The following is a 16,758-nucleotide window of genomic DNA, read 5'->3' as shown; positions in this document are numbered from 1 at the left end:
AGTAACAATGAAGAAAGTACTGGTTTTAGGCGCTTCTGGATATGTTGGTTCGCAGCTCCTCCCTCTCCTGCTTGAGCAAGGCTATCAAGTCACTGCTGCAGCAAGGCATATCGACTATTTAAAGGCACGAACCGAACCTCATGACCACTTGTCACTAGAGTATCTTGATCTTGCAGATCAAGCCGCAACACAAGCATTAGTCCCCGACTTTGATCTTGTCTTCTTTCTCGTACATGGGATGGCAGAAGGCCACGACTTTATTGATTATGAACTGAATTTGGCACGTAACTTTGTTTCAGCTCTTGGGCCAAAGAATCAACACGTCATCTACCTGAGTTCGCTTCAACCGCAAACGGGTGATTCAGAACACCTTCAAGCGAGAAAGAAAACCGGAGAACTGCTTCGTAAAGGACCAGTCCCCATCACTGAACTGCAAGCAGGCGTGATCATTGGTCCAGGCTCTGCAGCGTTCGAGATCATGCGAGACTTCGTGTACAACTTGCCTATCATGATTGCGCCCAAATGGGTCGACTCTAAAGCCAACCCTATTGCCTTGCAGAACCTGAATCACTATCTGCTAAAACTCGCACAGGACACGCCTAGCGAAAGCCAAACCTTCGAAGTTGGCGGGCCAGACATTGTCTCTTATCGAAATCAATTTGCTCACATTGCCAAAACAGCCGATCGCCCACTCAGGCTTTGGGCGACGTCACTCCTCACGCCCTCAATTGCGTCATATTGGCTAGGTGTTGTGACTTCTGTTCCGTCCAACATAGGCAGAGCGCTTCTTGCGGGCTTAAAGCATGACTTTATTGCCAGTTCGACCATCATTAGAGAAAAGTACCCTCAGAAGCTTATCTCGTTCGAAAATATGGTTGAGCAAGCGATTCACGCTGAAGGCAACTTCGTGAAAAGTAATGTTTGGGGCTTTGATAAGACCGCCTTCAAACGCTGGCAAGCTGGGTACGGCTATTATCCTAAGAAAACTGGCGCAAGTATTACCTCAAGCGCATCTTTAGAATCCCTTTGGCAGGTCGCTCAGCAAATAGGAAGCCCGAAGCAAGGTTACTTCTTTGCTAATGCTCTATGGCGCACACGCGAATGGTTAGATCTTCTCTTTGGCGGTGGTGTACCGGTTCGACAAATGCCTGAAGGACCGACCCTAAAAGTCGGTGACAAGATAGACTCTTGGAAGGTTATTCGCTGTGAAGAGAATCAGTTTTTATCCCTGCTTTTCGGTATGAAAGGCCCGGGGTTGGGGCGACTCGAGATTACCGTCTCTGACCACGGTGATTCACGTGAACTGAACATATCAGCTTGGTGGCATCCAAAAGGCTTTCTAGGGTTACTGTATTGGTTTGCGATGATGCCAGCCCACCTGTTTATCTTTAAAGGCATGGTTAAAGCGATTGAGAAGCAGGCTAAAGAACAGATGTAGATTCGAGTGTCGAGATGCGAAAAGATTAAAAGCAGATACGGGATTCGAGTAGCGGGATGCCAAAAGACTAAAAGCTGATACGGGATTCGAGTGGCGGGATGCGGAAAGACTAAAAGCAGATACGGGATTCGAGTGGCGGGATGCGAAAAGACTAAAAGCAGATACGGGATTCGAGTGGCGGGATGCGAAAAGACTTAACAGCAAATTTGCGACACGCGCTATGAGAGGCAAAAAAAGAGCGGATAATTCCGCTCTTCGTATCTCTCATCTCGTATCCAGAATCCGCTACTAGCCAATAACGCTAATTGGGATCTCTGCAAGTTGGTTGCCTTGGTTAGCAGGGTAAACAATGTATTCACCGTGATACTTCACCGCAGACTTGTAGTCCGTTACTTTGTGAAGCATGAAACCCGCTTCCATCGCCGCTTGAATGAACTCGGCGTGGTTACCACGAACAAACCAGTTCATTGGCTTAACCATCAACTCACCGTCGAAAGAGTCGTCGCACTGTTTGCCACACAAAGCAAAAGAGTGCTCACCATCGGTGAAGAATTGAATCTTACCGCCAGTCGTTAGCTCATCTTCACTCGATACGCTCCAACCCATCTCGTACATTTTGTCCATGAACGCTTCAACATCGCTGTCTTTAAGCGCTTTAGGATCTTCGCCTTCAGGGAAAAAACGCCCGTAAAACGCAGAAATACGTTTAAAGGTAAAAGTTAAATCAGAGTTATTGCCTTTTGAGCGACCCTGTTTCTGCCAACGAACCAAGTCAGGCACAATCACGCGATCATAGGCTTGAGATTTAATCGCCTTTGTTACCCATCGAACAAGGTAAAGGTTGTTCGCGATAGGTGCATCAATGGCCTTGCCAGACTTATGTAGAGCGTATAGCTCGCCTAGCGCATCATTCACTAACTTCTGAATTTCAATATAGTATTTTGACATTATGCCTTCTTTCCTAATGTCCAATATAGTAATGCTGACATTACTGCACATGCAGCCATTACCATAGCCATAGACCCAGCACTGTCACTTGGCAGCATCGCAACGATAGCCCCAACGACAGAACCAGTACCAAATCTTAATGTTCCCGCAAGCGATGAAGCCGTGCCTGCCATGTTTGGATAACCACTGAGCAATAGACCCATAGAGTTACTGCCAATAGTAGAGATGGTGCCAATAAATAGCATCACAAACGGCACAATTCCCCAAAGCCCGAGATCCAACGCCCAACCGACAAGTAAACCCACGCCAGCCAGTAATTGGATGACCAGCGCTGCCCTCAACATTGTATGAGAACCGACCTTCTTAACGATTCGACCATTGATTGTCGTCATCAGAATCATCGCAACAATGTTCAGACCAAATAGGTAACCAAACAGGTCAGGACGTACGCCATAGACATCAATGTAGACAAAAGAGCCTGCAGTTAAGAATGCAAACATCCCAGAGAACGAGAACGCACCCGAGAAAATCAGGCCCATAGCGGTTGGGTTTTTACATAAACGAGCGTAATTACGAATCGTGGTTTTAAAGCGCAATGGTTGACGATTATCGACAGGCAATGTCTCAGGAATTTTGATTATCACCGCGAGAATGACAATCACCGCAAAAATAGCCAATACCCAAAAGATTGAACGCCAACCGAACCACAATGCTAAGTAACCACCAATCATCGGCGCGATAAGTGGTGCAACCGTCATCACTAAGGTAACGAACGACATGGTCCGTGCGAAATCTTCACGGTCGAACATATCACGCACAACCGCTTGGATAATAACCGCTGCCGCAGCACCTGCAAAACCTTGAGCCGTACGAACTAACGTTAACGCTTCAATGCCATGAGTCGTCGCACTCACAACAGACGCGACCGCAAAAAAGAATACACCAATCAGTAGAACAGGCTTGCGACCATAACTGTCGGCTAACGGACCATGTAACAACTGACCTAATGCAAAACCTGCGGTGTACGCTGTGAGTGTGATTTGAACTTCACCCGCTGTAACGCCTAGATCTTTGGCGATCGTTGGCATAGCAGGCAGATACATATCGATGGCGAGTGGTGTCAGTGCACCAATCGCACCCAGAACCAAAAATAGCATCCAACCTAACTGAGGAGTTTGTGGTTGTGAGCTTGGGGTCTGTTGGGTAGACGTTTGCATAACTCTCCGACTAAGTACTAAGTTCTATGTGAGCACGAGCATGCACGCACAATATACGAATATACACATAGCAATATACGAATACGCACAGTGATACACGAATATGCGCACACATACATGAACATATAGTAATAATGGCTGAAACTGTCCTAGTACCAGTCAAAATAATCAGCCGACGCTATCCTTGGTCGGCCACATCTAAGGCAGAAAAGATTACTTCCAGATAGAGTCGACTTCTTCTTGTGTGAGGTAACGGTATTCACCCAACTCCAAAGATTCATCCATCTCGATTTCACCGATACGTTCACGGTGTAACCCTTCAACTTTATTACCAAGTGCCGCAAACATACGTTTTACTTGGTGGTATTTGCCTTCGTGAATCGTTAATAATACTTCACGCTCAGCACGAACTTCTAGGTGTGCTGGAAGTGTTAGGCCATCTTCGCTCTTAAGCTGGATGCCCTCTTTGAATTTTTCAACGTAATCGTCTTCAACAGGTTCAACCAACCACACACGGTACGTCTTCTCGCACTTGTGCTTTGGTGATGTGATGCGGTGAGACCACTTACCATCATCGGTAATCAACACAAGACCCGTCGTATCAATATCTAGACGACCAGCAAAGTGCAGCTTGTCCATTTTGATTTCATCGAGTAATTCAAAGGCGATACGATTTGCGCCATCTTCATGCGAACAAACAAAGCCTTCTGGCTTATAAAGCATGATGTAACGTGGGCCGTGAACATTCAGTTCATTGCCTTGCCATTCCACAACGCACTCTTCAGTTACCTTGAGTGAACCGCTTTTTTGAATGACATCATTTACTGTCACTGCCTTGGATTTTAATAAGTGTGTTGCTTCTCTTCGAGTGACGCCTAATGCATCGCACAGAAATTTATCTAAACGCATGAATACCTCAACTAATCTAAGTCGGGTATTATAGTCACCTTTGCTCAATTAGTTGAGCTATTTCACACTATTTGTTTTCTACCCTACAAGACGCGATATGTATACACTCCGCCCGTACCAAGCTGATTCCGTAAAATCAGTGATTCATTACTTCAGAAAACACCAAACACCGGCTGTTCTTGTGTTGCCTACAGGCGCAGGGAAAAGCCTCGTGATTGCTGAACTAGCAAGGCTTGCGAAAGGTCGAGTGCTGGTGCTTGCTCACGTTAAAGAATTGGTCGAACAAAACCATGAAAAGTATGAAGGTTATGGGCTGAAAGGCTCAATTTTCTCTGCGGGTTTAGGGCGAAAAGAGACAGACCAACAAGTGGTGTTCGCTTCGGTTCAATCTGTGGTTCGCAACCTCGATTCATTCTCTAACCAATTTTCACTGTTGGTTATCGACGAATGCCACCGTGTTCCCGATGAAAAGACCAGTAGCTACCAAAAAGTGATCACTCACTTACGCGAGAATAATTCGGGGATCAAGGTGCTTGGGCTAACCGCGACCCCCTATCGTCTTGGTATGGGTTGGCTTTATCAGTATCACACGCGTGGACAAGTACGATCTGAAGAGCCTAGGTTTTTCAGAGATTGTATTTTCGAGTTGCCGATTCGCTACTTGTTGGACGAAGGCTTTCTAACACCAGCACGCATGATCGATGCGCCAGTATTGAGCTATGACTTCTCACAGCTAAAACCTGCAAGTACAGGCCGCTACAAAGAAGCCGAACTCGATATGGTGATTGAGCAATCTAAACGTGCGACCCCACAAATTGTCGACCAGATCATTGAACTGGCCAAAGACAAGTTAGGGATCATGGTATTTGCTGCCACTGTTAGACACGCACAAGAGATCCTTGGCTTACTGCCTGAAGGTGAATCGTCAATCGTAATCGGCGACACACCAACTCTCGAACGTGACCAAATCATCAGTGACTTCAAAGAACGTAAAATCAAGTTCTTGGTTAACGTATCGGTATTAACCACAGGTTTTGATGCCCCTCATGTCGATTTAATCGCGATTTTACGCCCGACAGAGTCCATCAGTTTGTATCAACAAATCGTTGGCCGTGGCTTACGCTTATCGCCGGGTAAAAAAGAGTGTTTGGTGCTCGACTATGCTGGCAACAGTTACGATCTTTACCAACCTGAAGTGGGCGACCCTAAACCCGACTCAGACAGTGAAATCATCACCATCCCCTGCCCTGCATGCGGCTTCAACAATAACTTCTGGGGCAAGCTAGACAGCAATGGCTTCTTGCTAGAGCACTTTGGCCGTAAATGCCAAGGCTACTTTACCGATGAAGACACGGGAGAACGCGAACACTGTAATTATCGCTTCCGAGCCAAATACTGCGGTGAATGCGGCGCTGACAACGACATTGCCGCGCGCATTTGCCATGAGTGCGATGCCACCTTGGTCGACCCAGATAAAAAGCTTAAGGAAGCGTTAAACCTAAAAGATGCGTTGGTGTTTGAGTGTTTAGAGATGGATCTTAACGTTCTCAAGGACGACAAAGGTAAGTCGCAACTTAAAGTCACTTACCGTGGCGAAAACCAAGCACAAGTGCATGAATTTTGGTCATTAACCACCAAGAAACAGAAGCAGAACTTTAAAGACCAGTTTGTTCGCCCTCATCTTGCTGACAGACACCGCCCTTTTGAGGAAGCTTCACCAACGAAAGTGGTTGCTCACCAACATAGATTCCGCCCACCTCAATTCGTGATTGCACGTAAAGTCGGGCGTTTTTGGAAAATGAGAGACAAGATATTCGAAGACGAGCTTCAGCAACGTTAACATCTCATTTTTTGAGAACCTAAATCTCATTATTCATCAGGTTCACTTTCTGTTCAGAATTACTTTTTTATACTGAACGCTATCAACCTTCTCTAGGATTCGCTATGTTTAGTAAAGTTATGATTTCTATGTTTTCTTTAAGCTTAGGCTTATGTGTCGCCGCTAGTGCGTGGGCTGACTCAGATCATAACGGTCATGATCTTGTACAAGATGTCCATAAAGCGGGAACCCGTATCGAATTTGAAGAAGATCAAGACGAAGTCTACGAAGCCGTACGCGAAGGCTATATTCGCCCGTTCTCAGAAATGTATGCGGCCGTTGAGAACGATCTTCATGGTCGAATCATTAAAGTAGAACTAGAAGAAGACGATGATATTTGGGTGTATGAACTAAAAATCAATCACCAAAACAACATCATCAAAGTCGAATACAACGCTGAGACGTTAGAAATGCTCATGATTAAAGGCCGAAACTTTAAAGACGCAATTAAACACGGTGAATAAGTAAGATCCGCAACTTTAAAAACACCATTAATCACGACGAGCAATTAAGCACAACGAACAGTCATTACAAGAATTAAGAAGAACAATTATGAAAATTTTAGTCGTTGAAGACGAACCTCGCTTGGGCCAACAAATTCTAGAAACACTTGAGGGAGCTGACTGGGTACCTGAGCTTTCTCAAGATGGTATTGACGCACTCTACCGTGCAACATCAGAAGAGTGGGATGCCATCGTTCTCGATTTAGGTCTACCTAAGCTGGATGGCCTAACCGTATTAAAAGGCATTCGAGACGAAAACATTAACACGCCAGTGATTATCTTAAGTGCGCGTGACACGCTTACTCAGCGTGTAGAAGGCTTGAATGCAGGCGCTGATGACTACCTAACTAAACCATTCGAAATGGTCGAGCTGATAGCCCGCATTCGAGCTCAACTGCGCCGAGCGTCAGGCAGTGCTGCTCCTATACTTCAAATTGGTGATCTAAGCCTAGACACACGCAGTTCTAAAGTGTTGTGGCAAGGTCAGGCAGTTAGCCTCACGGCGCTAGAATATAAAGTTGTTGCGTACTTCATGCATAACCAAAACAAAGTTATCTCGCGCACTGAGTTGGTTGAGCATATCTACAAGCAAGACTTCGACCGCGACTCGAACACGGTTGAAGTTTTCATCGGTCGTATTCGTAAGAAAATCGCACCTAAGATTATCAAAACCGTTCGTGGCCTTGGCTACCAACTGAATGCTGAATAATGCTGTATTTAATTAAGCTAAGAGCAGTCGTCAATTTAAGCACAAGAGAATCAATTAAGTGGACAGCCTGTGATTATCGTTGTTGTTCTCATAGCAAGATGAGCAAAGACAGGCTGGTAACGTATGAATCTAAAAAAACGAACACTTAAAAACGTCAGTCTAAAAAGCCGCTTGCTCCTCGCCGCGGCTTTTTGGCTAGGTGCGATGATATTAGCGGCAGGCGTTGGAATACCTAAGTTGGTTAACGATTATTTGGTCGATGACGTCAAGCAACAGCTCAGCCTAACCATGGACGAGTTAACCGCCAACATAGAAACCAACGACAGTGGTAACCTCATCATGGCAGAGCGTCTGTCTGACCCTAGGTTTAACCAACCCTACAGTGGTATTTATTGGCGAGCTGCTACCCAAGACCAGATTATTCGATCTCGATCTCTATGGGACAAAGACCTCACCATCAAGCGTTCTCCTATCCACACATCGGTCAAAGGGCCACAAGATGAGAAGCTGATTTACATTGAGCAAGACATCTACTTACCTGAACTAAATGAGCCCGTTACCATCACCATAGGTATTGATGAAGACCCACTAGAATCCACATTGACCGAGCTTACTAGTCAAGTCTGGTTGATTCTGATGCTGTTGTTTGTGGGCGTGCTGATGTTGATTGGTATTCAAGTCAGTTGGTCGCTATTGCCACTCAGTAAGATGCAACGTGAATTGGTGATGTTAAGAAACGGCGAGCAACAAGGGTTAAGCGACAACTACCCGAAAGAGGTTTCTCCATTAGTTTCTGACCTCAATGCCCTACTCTTCCACTATCAAGAGTTATTGGAGCGAGCTCGTAACCACGCGGGTAACTTATCTCACGCGTTGAAAACACCGCTTTCAGTTCTGAAAAATGAGATAGAGCGACTTCCAGACGATGACAAAACATTGTTACAACAACCCATTCATCAGATTCAGAACCAAATAGATTATCATCTTGGCCGTGCTCGTATGGCTGGCGCAATGAACATCCTTTCGGTGAAGTCATCGCCTTGTGAACGTGTCGAAGCTATCGCGATGGCTTTTGATAAAGTCTACGCCGCTAACGACGTCACCATGATCAATGAGCTGGACTCTGAGCTTGAAGTTGCCGTAGAAAAAACCGACCTTGATGAAATGGTCGGCAACCTACTCGAGAACAGTTACAAATGGGCGAGCAGCATTATCCGAGTCCATTCGAATCAGCTAAATGAGGGACGAATCGAGCTTATAGTAGAAGATGATGGTCCGGGTATCCCTCAAAAGAAACTCAGCCAAGCAGTTAAGCGGGGAGTCCGTTTAGATGAAACGACTCCGGGTACGGGGTTGGGGTTGAACATAGTTAACGAAATGGCACATAGCTACCGAGGAGAGCTCAACTTAGAAAAAAGCTCAATGGGCGGATTAAAAGCCACGCTTATTTTACAGCTGGCCCAAAGCTAGCCTTCATCGAACTTGAGTTGATAACATTGAATTTTGAATAGGCATGCCAAGCGTATTGATATGCCTATTTATCTGAAATGATTGGCTATTTGCAACTTTGAACCAATGTCATATACATGGTTTTAAATCCTTTCAGTGATACATTGATCTTTTCTACCTCTTGCTCATCCCCTTGTAGTTCAACACTTAAAGAGTCAGCACTGTAAAAAGATTCAAGTTGGCCTATCGGTACCGTCGCCCAGTGTGTTGTACCTTTAATCCAGACATCCATATCGAATACTGAACCATTGTTTAGTGAAGCTTTTGCTGAATAGCCAGGTTCTTGCCTTGAAACTCCATTAAAAAACAATAGATTCACGCCTTCTGTGGTACATCGCAACGCGACCGTTTCTGCATTACCATCACTTTTAACACTCGATACTCCAAGAATCACAGCCTCTCCAGAATCAAAACTCTTAGACTCGTAATGTTCCCAATCTTGATAGGTCTTCGCTAACTCCAAACCAGCTGCTACGTTAAAAGTGCAAATGGATAGCAATCCGAATAATACGTATTTTTTCATATTTCTGATCCAATTAAGAAGCCGCGCTTTATCACTTATCATTATCAATTCCCACTAAGTTCAAGTGAGTGACAAGTGTGCGCTGCTTAAATGATTGTTGAATGATTAGTTAATCTAATTGGTCACAGACTCTGGCAGCAACACAGCTTCAAAGCGGTCTGCACGAGCTAAAAACTGACGCATAATTCCATCAACTTTCGACTTGTTTGCTTCACTATTCGCTCGGCGCTGTGCTTGAATCAAGCGTGGGCTATCAGTCAGTACATAGGATTGTTCCATCGCATTTAACATGCCTAAATCTGAGTGCAGATAACGATCAATTTGGTCGTCGCGTTGAACTAATTTATTCTCAAGCACTTGTTCATCGGCTCCTTGCATTGCGACTGAACTCAACACCGAATGTGTCAGTGATATCAATTCATCCACTCGCTCAGGAGCACAAGTAAACAGGATTCTTCCTTCTGCTTGCGGGCTGTAATTGTCTTGCCAAAACCAACTTGCCACACCATAAACTCCCGAGGCCTGCTCTCGAAGCTTCAAGCGTAATTGCTCTTGAACCAACTCGCCGCTCAGTTCCAAGTAATAAGCATTATCTGGTCGCCACTGAGAGTCTTGAACTAAGTAAATTTCGACCTCTGCTCTCGGCTCTTTGGAATCAGCTTTGCTGTAACGTACTTCTGGCGACGACGCTCTAAGCTCGTAGTAATTTCTCGCAGACTCTTTCACCTCGACCGAGGACAAATAGCGCGCGGCAAGTTGCTCAAGTTGATGAGCAGATATATCACCCACAACAAAATAGGTGTAATCTGTTTTACCCGCGATGTATTCTTGATAAATATCGCTAAGCCCTTGTGCTGTATAGAGTGTCGCTTGTTCACCATTATCACTATACACTGTTGGGACGTCTGGGAAGCGTAACTCAGAGACCTTTCTAACAAAGCGGTCTGCACCGTCAAATTGGTTGCCACTTAAACGCTGCTCCATCTCAACTTGATATTCTTTTAGTGACTTTTCCGATACTGGACTTACCGCCAATTTTAAATGAAATAGCTTTAACATCCTTTCAAAACTGTCGGTCTTAGCCCAACCAGAGAAGCCTTGTTGGTAATCTCCTACCAATGTCGACATCACAACAGGGTTGCCACGGAAGATAGTTTGAATATCAGCCTGTGGGACTACACCTACACCCGTATCATCCACCAGACTGACCGCCGTTTTTAGGGCTTGATAATCTTGTTGAGGAACTGAGCGTAAACCGCCTTCAGTTAACGCCTTAAAGTGGACTTGGCCAGGGTTGCTGTCGCTATAGCGATATACAAGTTTACTTCCATTGCTCAAGCGATATTCAGTAATTCGATGTTCCGCCCACTTTTTCTCTTGTTTGAGTGTCCCCAATTTTGGTTCAACAACTGGCAACACAGCTTGGCTATCATCGATAGCCCATCGTGGCTGTTTGCTAAGCATATTCGAATGCCATTCACTCTCAATCCACTCAGTCTCCAGTTTAGGTTGTCGCTTATTGGTTGGCTGCGTTAACAAAACTAAACGCGATTTAGGTTCTATAACTCGTCGGAAAGCCTCATTCACTTGATCAACGTTGATGCGGTCTAAAAAGTATTTATTAAGTTGATAAGCTTGCTCTTTATCTATCAATATTTGTTTGCTGGCTGCTGATACCATAAGATCCCCAGCAAGGTCGATGCTGTAATTTTTTTTGTCTTGGTTTCGGTCAATAACGCCTTTTAGACGACGGATTTCTCCATGTACTTCCTGTTTAGAAAAGCCGTGCTGGGTAAGCTGTGCAACAAACTGAAACAATGCTTGTGTTGCTTGCTCATATTGCCCTTCAACAAGTTGTAGAGAGAAGACCGCCTGTGATGTTTCTCTACCTACATTTGACGAGTAAAAGTTAGCTGCGTTGACCACGTTACCTTCATCTTGCTCCCAACGTTGAAGACGAACATTGAGCAGACGCGTCGCTATTTGATGGGCAAGATCCTTTTGATAGCGAGCGTAGCTAAGATCTGGTTGGAAAGTTGAGAAAAAGCTGACCTCCACAGATGGTGATGAGTACCCCTCCTCTGATACCACTTCACTACGCCAGCCTTCCACTAGTGGGATGCTGTAATCAACTGTCTCTAACGGTGAATCAGGCGCTTTGGCATCACCTAATTTACGAGTAATTAGCTGTTTGATTTGTTCAGTTTGAACATCTCCAACGACCACAACCGACATATTGTCTGGGCGATACCATTTTGTATAAAAGTCCGCAACTCGATACTTTGATACATTTTTAATGGTGTGAGGGTCACCAATTGGGTCACGCATAACATAGCGTGATCCAGCCATTTCAATCGCACTTTTCTTATCACCCAACCTTAACATTGGACCTAATCGAGCACGCCACTCCTCCAAAACAATGCCACGTTCTGCATCTAAATCCCCTTTAAGCATCGTCACATTGCTTGCCCAATCAGAAAGTACATCCATCACCAATTCAAGAGTTTCAGGATCGTTACTCGGTAAGTTAAGGGTGTAAACCGTATTTTCAAAGTCGGTAAACGCATTGATGTCGACACCAAATTTCATTCCCGCTTCTTCCAGCACTTTAATGACTTCATTCCCGGGATAATGTTTTGTGCCATTAAATGCCATATGTTCAACGATATGAGCGACACCTCTTTGATCATCGTCTTCGCTCATTGAACCTGCATTAACGACCAAGCGGACATAAACTCGCGATTCAGGATTGGTGTTTTCAGCAATGTAATAGCTCAAGCCATTTTCAAGCTCGCCGACTTCTACATTACTGTCAAAATTCAACGTCTGTGATAGGTCCAAAGGCGCATCTACATTTTTGGTCGGTGTAATCACCTGACAAGCACCCAAAAGTGCCGCGCTTGCCAGTATCAGTATTTTGTTAATCTTCATAAATATTTAAACGATTGTGTTTGTGTGCATAAAATAAGTTGGTTTTGCTCTTCTTCGTGACTCTCGCGATGTGATACTTCGACGATATAGCAACCCGGGAGTTGCACCTTCAATACTTCTCGAATTGAACGATAACTTTCAGGATCGAGTGCCGACATAGCTTCATCCAAGAAAAGCCATTGAGGTTTTTGAACCAAACTGCGTGCCAGCATGATTTTCTGAAGCTCACCGCCTGACACACTCTGTTGCCAGTTGCTATTGAAATCGAGCTTATCGCCAAACTTGCATACTCCAGCAAGCGTTAATGCATCCACTAGATCTGAATCAGACGTCGATTCGCTGTTTGGATACAACAAGATGTCGCGCAAACTAGCATTCGGCAGATAAGGCTTCTGAGGAATGAACATGCATTCTCTGTCATCTGGCATACTGACTTCACCATTTTGATAAGGCCATAACCCTGCCAAAGAACGAATGAAAGTACTCTTACCCCCACCAGATAAGCCTTTAATGGTAATACTCTGCGAAATATTTCCGCTTTGCTCTGTAAGTAGTGGCTGCTGTTCCGGTGAATACAAATTGAGATCGCGCCACTCAGGTTGGTGCGAATGCGGCATAGCATTCGCTGCCGGCAGTGCTTCTAATTGAGTGTGAAACGTGATTAAACGGTCAGTCACTGCGCGCCAATCGGCAAGTGATTCATAAGAGTCGACGAACCAACTGAAGGCTTCTTGAACGCGATAAAAACCGGTCGCAGTTTGCATCATATCGCCAAGTTGTAACGCACCACTCATCAATCTCGGTGAGGCAACCAAGTAAGGAAAAATTCGCGCAACCTCGTTATAACCACTGGTAAAAGCGCCATATTTTAGCTTCATGCCAGTAAGTTGCTGCCAGTTATCCCATACCTTACCAAACAGATTTTGGGTGCGGTGGTTTTCAGCGGATTCGCCACGCTGCAGCGCAATAGATTCGGCATGCTCTCGTACTCGCATTAAATGGAAACGAAAGTCGGCTTCACTTTTTTCTTGTTCAAAGTTCAGTGGTACCAAACGTTTGGCAATTTTGTGTGTCAACCAAGTGCCAATGATGGAATAAACAATCGCAACCCATACCATGTACCCAGGAATAACCCATTCACTGCCTGCAAACTCGAGAGTTAGGCTGCCTGAGAGGTTCCAAAGAATGACCACAAATGAAAATAAACTGGTGACAGTGCGAAGTAAACCTAGCCCCATGGATAGTGTCTTGTCACAGAAGTCTTTCACATCCTGAGAGATACGCTGATCTGGGTTGTCACTATCGGGATAGCTAAGTTGGTGGCGGTATAAACGTTTACCACCCAACCACTCTTGCAAAAACGTATGGGTAAGCCAACGGCGCCAGCGGATACGCAGTGCTCTTCTCAAGTATTCCTCAGCCAAGTCAACCACTGTGTAAACCATCATGATCAACACAAACTGACCGAGCATATTCCAGAAGTTATTCCACTCTTCATTTTGCATTAGGTTAAAAAAATCACGGTTCCAGTTGCTGTATAGAACCGCGACTTCAACAATCAAATAGTTCAGGCCAACAACAAGGCTGAGCAGCAACCAAGCAATACGTTTCTCGTCGCTGCGCCAGTATGGATGTGCTAGCGACCATACTTGAGAAAGGAAGGATTTGTCTTTTAGAGACAAGGGGGATGGGTTAGACATATTTCACCAAAAATGACAAGGCAACCAGTAGCTGAAAACCACTGGTCACTTATTATCAAAAAAATTAAAAAGAAGTGATTAGAATTCGTAACCTAACTCAAGCCAGAACTCACGACCTGGGGAGTACATGCCGTAATCGCCCTGTCGATTCGCTTTTATTTCATCTTTACGAACTTGGTTAAGTACATTTAGTACGTCCACTTGCACGTACGCAGAGTGTGTACCAAATAGGCTTGGTTGGTAGCGTAGTCGGGTATCCCATTGAGTATGAGTGCCATATTCATAGTGACGATACGCATCAATATTGTTGCTATCAGTAGACATATACTCATATTTATCAACAGGTGCTTTTATGTAGACTTTGTTCGCCCAAGTCACATCATAGCTAGGGATTCTCATATCAAGACCAAAACGGGCAACCCACTCTTCTGTGTTGCTATTTACCTCTTTTTCCATTTGAGCTTTGGTCGTTAACTTGCCATCAAAGATAACCGTTTGGTTAGGATCCTCGATGTCAGATCTATCTGTAACCAAATAATCAATGCCCACGGTTGTGGACCATTGGGTAAGACCAAGTACCCATGGAAGGATATTGGTGGCTTGAAGTGTATACGTATCGGTTGCGAAGCTTGAGCCGTTGTAATAAGAATAAATTCTCTTATTACCGTCCCTAGTTTCATTATGTTCTATCGTGTTTCTAAAGTTTCGATACACATAGCCTGCTGACACAAGGAAATTCCCGGCCACCTGATCAACACTAAAGCTGATTTCATCTGAATACTGAGTATCTAGATTTTTAATCGACTCGTAATCTCGCGTTTCATCGCCATTCAACTTTAAGATTTCGCCAGCAAGTTTCATCATTGCAAACGAGCGGCCATAGTAACGGTTAGCTCCCAAATTCACCGTTGTATCCTTTGTTGCAGTCCAAGAGCTGCTGACGCGATAGGCAATATTGGTATTTTCAAGGTAGTCATCTTGATCTACACGAATACCAGGTCGGAATGTAAAGTCATTCCATTTAATAATATCTTGAGCATAAAATGCGTAATCTTGATAGTCGGTAGAGACAGTACCTTTACTCGCAGTACTCGTGCGATCGTCGATTACCATACCGTAGAAGTAAGTCACAATTCTCTGAGTTGCATCCTCATCACGGTTAAAATCAAAGTCCGTTTTTCGATAGCTAGCACCAATAGAAGGCAAGTGAGAAGTACCAGCTAACTCCATACGATCGAAATCGTAATCCAGTTTCAACTCGACATTCTGTTGAGTCAGTTGACTATCTCCATAGCCACCTTCCTCGTAGTCCATTTCATTATCTAAGTCACTTGTTACAACAGCATAAGTAGAATTTGATTCGCGCTCATCTTGAAACTTATCGTAGATAACCGTCGCTGATATTGCCCCAGAACCAAGACGTTGATTCCACTTGATAGTTGAACCATAAGCCAAATGCGTATCTTTTACGTTTCCGTCCAAGTTAGTTGCATAGTATTTCCCTTCTTCATAATCAGATAGACGAAATCCAACTTCAAGGCTGCGGTCAACACTTGGTATCCAATTAAAATTAGCGAGGAAGTTATCTGACTGACGAGTATGATCCCTAAAATCAGTTTCTCCGGCTTTGTTAATTAAACGCTTCTGATTAATGTCTGACTCACGACGACTAAAACCAACAACCATGCCGATATCGTCTGTTAGAGACTGTTCAGCCATAACGCTGAAGAAGTCTTTCTTGTAATCAGGTTGATAATCTGCGCCATATCCATTTGGAGCCGCATTTTCTAAATCAGATTTAATATTGCTATCAACTTGCATTTCAGCCCAATCTGATTGAGTAGTGCGATAGCTCAACCTTACACGATCTTCACCGCTATACTTGCGCGTTTGAGCATCAATAGCACCACCCGTAAAGCCTCCTAAATGTGCTGGAACATTAGATGTGTAAACCTCTACGCCACCTAATAAATTCGCATCAAAGTAATACGCCTGCCCAGAACTAACGCTAGGAATAGTGCCAGCCGTTCCATCAAACAAACCAGATAAAATACCGCTTGGATCAAGATCATTATTGACGTTTACGCCATCAACAAGATAAGCCGTTTGTGATGGATCTGCGCCATGAATAGACACAGAAGCAGGTTTAATTTCTCCACCTTGGAAACCATCCAAATCACCGCCAGCAAATCGTACATTTGGATTGTCTTTAAGATAATCGGCCAAGTTCCCGTTTGATGACGGTGTATCTTTAATATCATCAGCATCAAGCGTCTGTTTAGTTGAAAGATCATCATCTCTTGTATCAGTGACATTAACGGTAAGATCAGCTTGAGTATTCGATGTTTGTTCTGTTTCCGCATAAACGCTGGACACAGAACAGAGTGACGCAATGGTCGCGGCAAGTATGGTTTTATTAAAAGGGTGCATTTCAAAAGTTCTAAGTGATAATAATTATCATTAATACTAACAATAAGTTATTCAGTAAGTAA

General features: G+C 44.4%; 12 protein-coding genes. 5 read left to right on the top strand and 7 right to left on the bottom strand.

Going from position 1 to position 16,758, the window contains the following annotated elements; translation table 11 throughout:
- The first annotated feature begins 7 nt into the window (after positions 1-7).
- The gene (locus tag AC3CH4_RS05865; RefSeq protein ID WP_237290640.1) at positions 8-1,438 is read left to right on the top strand and encodes a DUF2867 domain-containing protein; all 1,431 of its coding nucleotides are present in this window, start codon (positions 8-10) and stop codon (positions 1,436-1,438) included.
- A 288-nt stretch (positions 1,439-1,726) separates the two neighbouring features.
- On the opposite strand, the gene AC3CH4_RS05860 is transcribed toward AC3CH4_RS05865, so the two are convergent.
- The 3 genes from AC3CH4_RS05860 to rsuA all read right to left on the bottom strand — a co-directional run bounded on the left by AC3CH4_RS05860 (position 1,727) and on the right by rsuA (position 4,512).
- Entirely contained in the window at positions 1,727-2,386 is a 660-nt protein-coding gene (locus tag AC3CH4_RS05860; RefSeq protein ID WP_004734671.1) for a DUF2913 family protein, read from the bottom strand.
- Complete coding sequence (locus AC3CH4_RS05855; protein ID WP_017079054.1) at positions 2,386-3,603, bottom strand: Bcr/CflA family multidrug efflux MFS transporter; 1,218 nt, start codon at positions 3,601-3,603, stop codon at positions 2,386-2,388. The genes AC3CH4_RS05860 and AC3CH4_RS05855 overlap by 1 nt, the downstream gene beginning before the upstream one ends.
- A 213-nt stretch (positions 3,604-3,816) precedes the next feature.
- A complete protein-coding gene (gene rsuA / locus AC3CH4_RS05850; protein ID WP_004734669.1) occupies positions 3,817-4,512 on the bottom strand; it encodes a 16S rRNA pseudouridine(516) synthase RsuA in 696 nt (231 codons plus the stop codon).
- A 97-nt stretch (positions 4,513-4,609) separates the two neighbouring features.
- Here rsuA and radD point away from each other — a divergent pair, with 97 nt between their 5' ends.
- From radD to AC3CH4_RS05830, 4 genes are all read left to right on the top strand, one after another.
- Entirely contained in the window at positions 4,610-6,352 is a 1,743-nt protein-coding gene (gene radD, locus AC3CH4_RS05845) for a DNA repair helicase RadD (protein ID WP_004734668.1), read from the top strand.
- Between the two features lie 104 nt (positions 6,353-6,456).
- Positions 6,457-6,855, top strand: a complete 399-nt coding sequence (locus AC3CH4_RS05840; protein ID WP_372212069.1) for a PepSY domain-containing protein — start codon at positions 6,457-6,459, stop codon at positions 6,853-6,855.
- Positions 6,856-6,943: 88 nt separating this feature from the next.
- A complete protein-coding gene (locus AC3CH4_RS05835) occupies positions 6,944-7,603 on the top strand; it encodes a response regulator transcription factor (RefSeq protein ID WP_004734666.1) in 660 nt (219 codons plus the stop codon).
- Positions 7,604-7,726: 123 nt separating this feature from the next.
- Positions 7,727-9,073, top strand: a complete 1,347-nt coding sequence (locus AC3CH4_RS05830) for an ATP-binding protein (protein WP_237290641.1) — start codon at positions 7,727-7,729, stop codon at positions 9,071-9,073.
- Positions 9,074-9,158: 85 nt separating this feature from the next.
- Here the strand turns inward: AC3CH4_RS05830 and AC3CH4_RS05825 are convergent, their stop codons facing one another.
- The 4 genes from AC3CH4_RS05825 to AC3CH4_RS05810 all read right to left on the bottom strand — a co-directional run bounded on the left by AC3CH4_RS05825 (position 9,159) and on the right by AC3CH4_RS05810 (position 16,696).
- Positions 9,159-9,635 (bottom strand): hypothetical protein, encoded by a 477-nt coding sequence (locus AC3CH4_RS05825; protein WP_171313499.1) that lies wholly within the window; start codon positions 9,633-9,635, stop codon positions 9,159-9,161.
- A 114-nt stretch (positions 9,636-9,749) separates the two neighbouring features.
- A complete protein-coding gene (locus AC3CH4_RS05820) occupies positions 9,750-12,566 on the bottom strand; it encodes a M16 family metallopeptidase (RefSeq protein WP_237290642.1) in 2,817 nt (938 codons plus the stop codon).
- A complete protein-coding gene (locus AC3CH4_RS05815; protein ID WP_488543436.1) occupies positions 12,563-14,266 on the bottom strand; it encodes an ABC transporter ATP-binding protein/permease in 1,704 nt (567 codons plus the stop codon). Before AC3CH4_RS05815 ends, AC3CH4_RS05820 begins: the two co-directional genes overlap by 4 nt.
- A 78-nt stretch (positions 14,267-14,344) precedes the next feature.
- Positions 14,345-16,696: a TonB-dependent receptor plug domain-containing protein gene (locus AC3CH4_RS05810; protein WP_488543435.1), complete on the bottom strand. Its 2,352-nt coding sequence runs from the start codon at positions 16,694-16,696 to the stop codon at positions 14,345-14,347.
- Positions 16,697-16,758: the final 62 nt, after the last annotated feature.

It is taken from the genome of Vibrio sp. QJM3NY_26 (genome assembly GCF_057786005.1).
Note: the sequence above shows the minus strand (reverse complement) of the source record. Positions and strands in the feature narration are given on the sequence as shown.

Bases quoted from the DNA above. Each gene is read 5' to 3' on its own strand.
- AC3CH4_RS05820 (WP_237290642.1), bottom strand. From the start codon at position 12,566: ATGAAGATTAACAAAATACTGATACTGGCAAGCGCGGCACTTTTGGGT.
- radD (WP_004734668.1), top strand. From the start codon at position 4,610: ATGTATACACTCCGCCCGTACCAAGCTGATTCCGTAAAATCAGTGATT.
- AC3CH4_RS05825 (WP_171313499.1), bottom strand. From the start codon at position 9,635: ATGAAAAAATACGTATTATTCGGATTGCTATCCATTTGCACTTTTAAC.
- AC3CH4_RS05860 (WP_004734671.1), bottom strand. From the start codon at position 2,386: ATGTCAAAATACTATATTGAAATTCAGAAGTTAGTGAATGATGCGCTA.
- AC3CH4_RS05815 (WP_488543436.1), bottom strand. From the start codon at position 14,266: ATGTCTAACCCATCCCCCTTGTCTCTAAAAGACAAATCCTTCCTTTCT.
- AC3CH4_RS05810 (WP_488543435.1), bottom strand. From the start codon at position 16,696: ATGCACCCTTTTAATAAAACCATACTTGCCGCGACCATTGCGTCACTC.
- AC3CH4_RS05830 (WP_237290641.1), top strand. From the start codon at position 7,727: ATGAATCTAAAAAAACGAACACTTAAAAACGTCAGTCTAAAAAGCCGC.
- AC3CH4_RS05865 (WP_237290640.1), top strand. From the start codon at position 8: ATGAAGAAAGTACTGGTTTTAGGCGCTTCTGGATATGTTGGTTCGCAG.
- AC3CH4_RS05835 (WP_004734666.1), top strand. From the start codon at position 6,944: ATGAAAATTTTAGTCGTTGAAGACGAACCTCGCTTGGGCCAACAAATT.
- rsuA (WP_004734669.1), bottom strand. From the start codon at position 4,512: ATGCGTTTAGATAAATTTCTGTGCGATGCATTAGGCGTCACTCGAAGA.
- AC3CH4_RS05840 (WP_372212069.1), top strand. From the start codon at position 6,457: ATGTTTAGTAAAGTTATGATTTCTATGTTTTCTTTAAGCTTAGGCTTA.
- AC3CH4_RS05855 (WP_017079054.1), bottom strand. From the start codon at position 3,603: ATGCAAACGTCTACCCAACAGACCCCAAGCTCACAACCACAAACTCCT.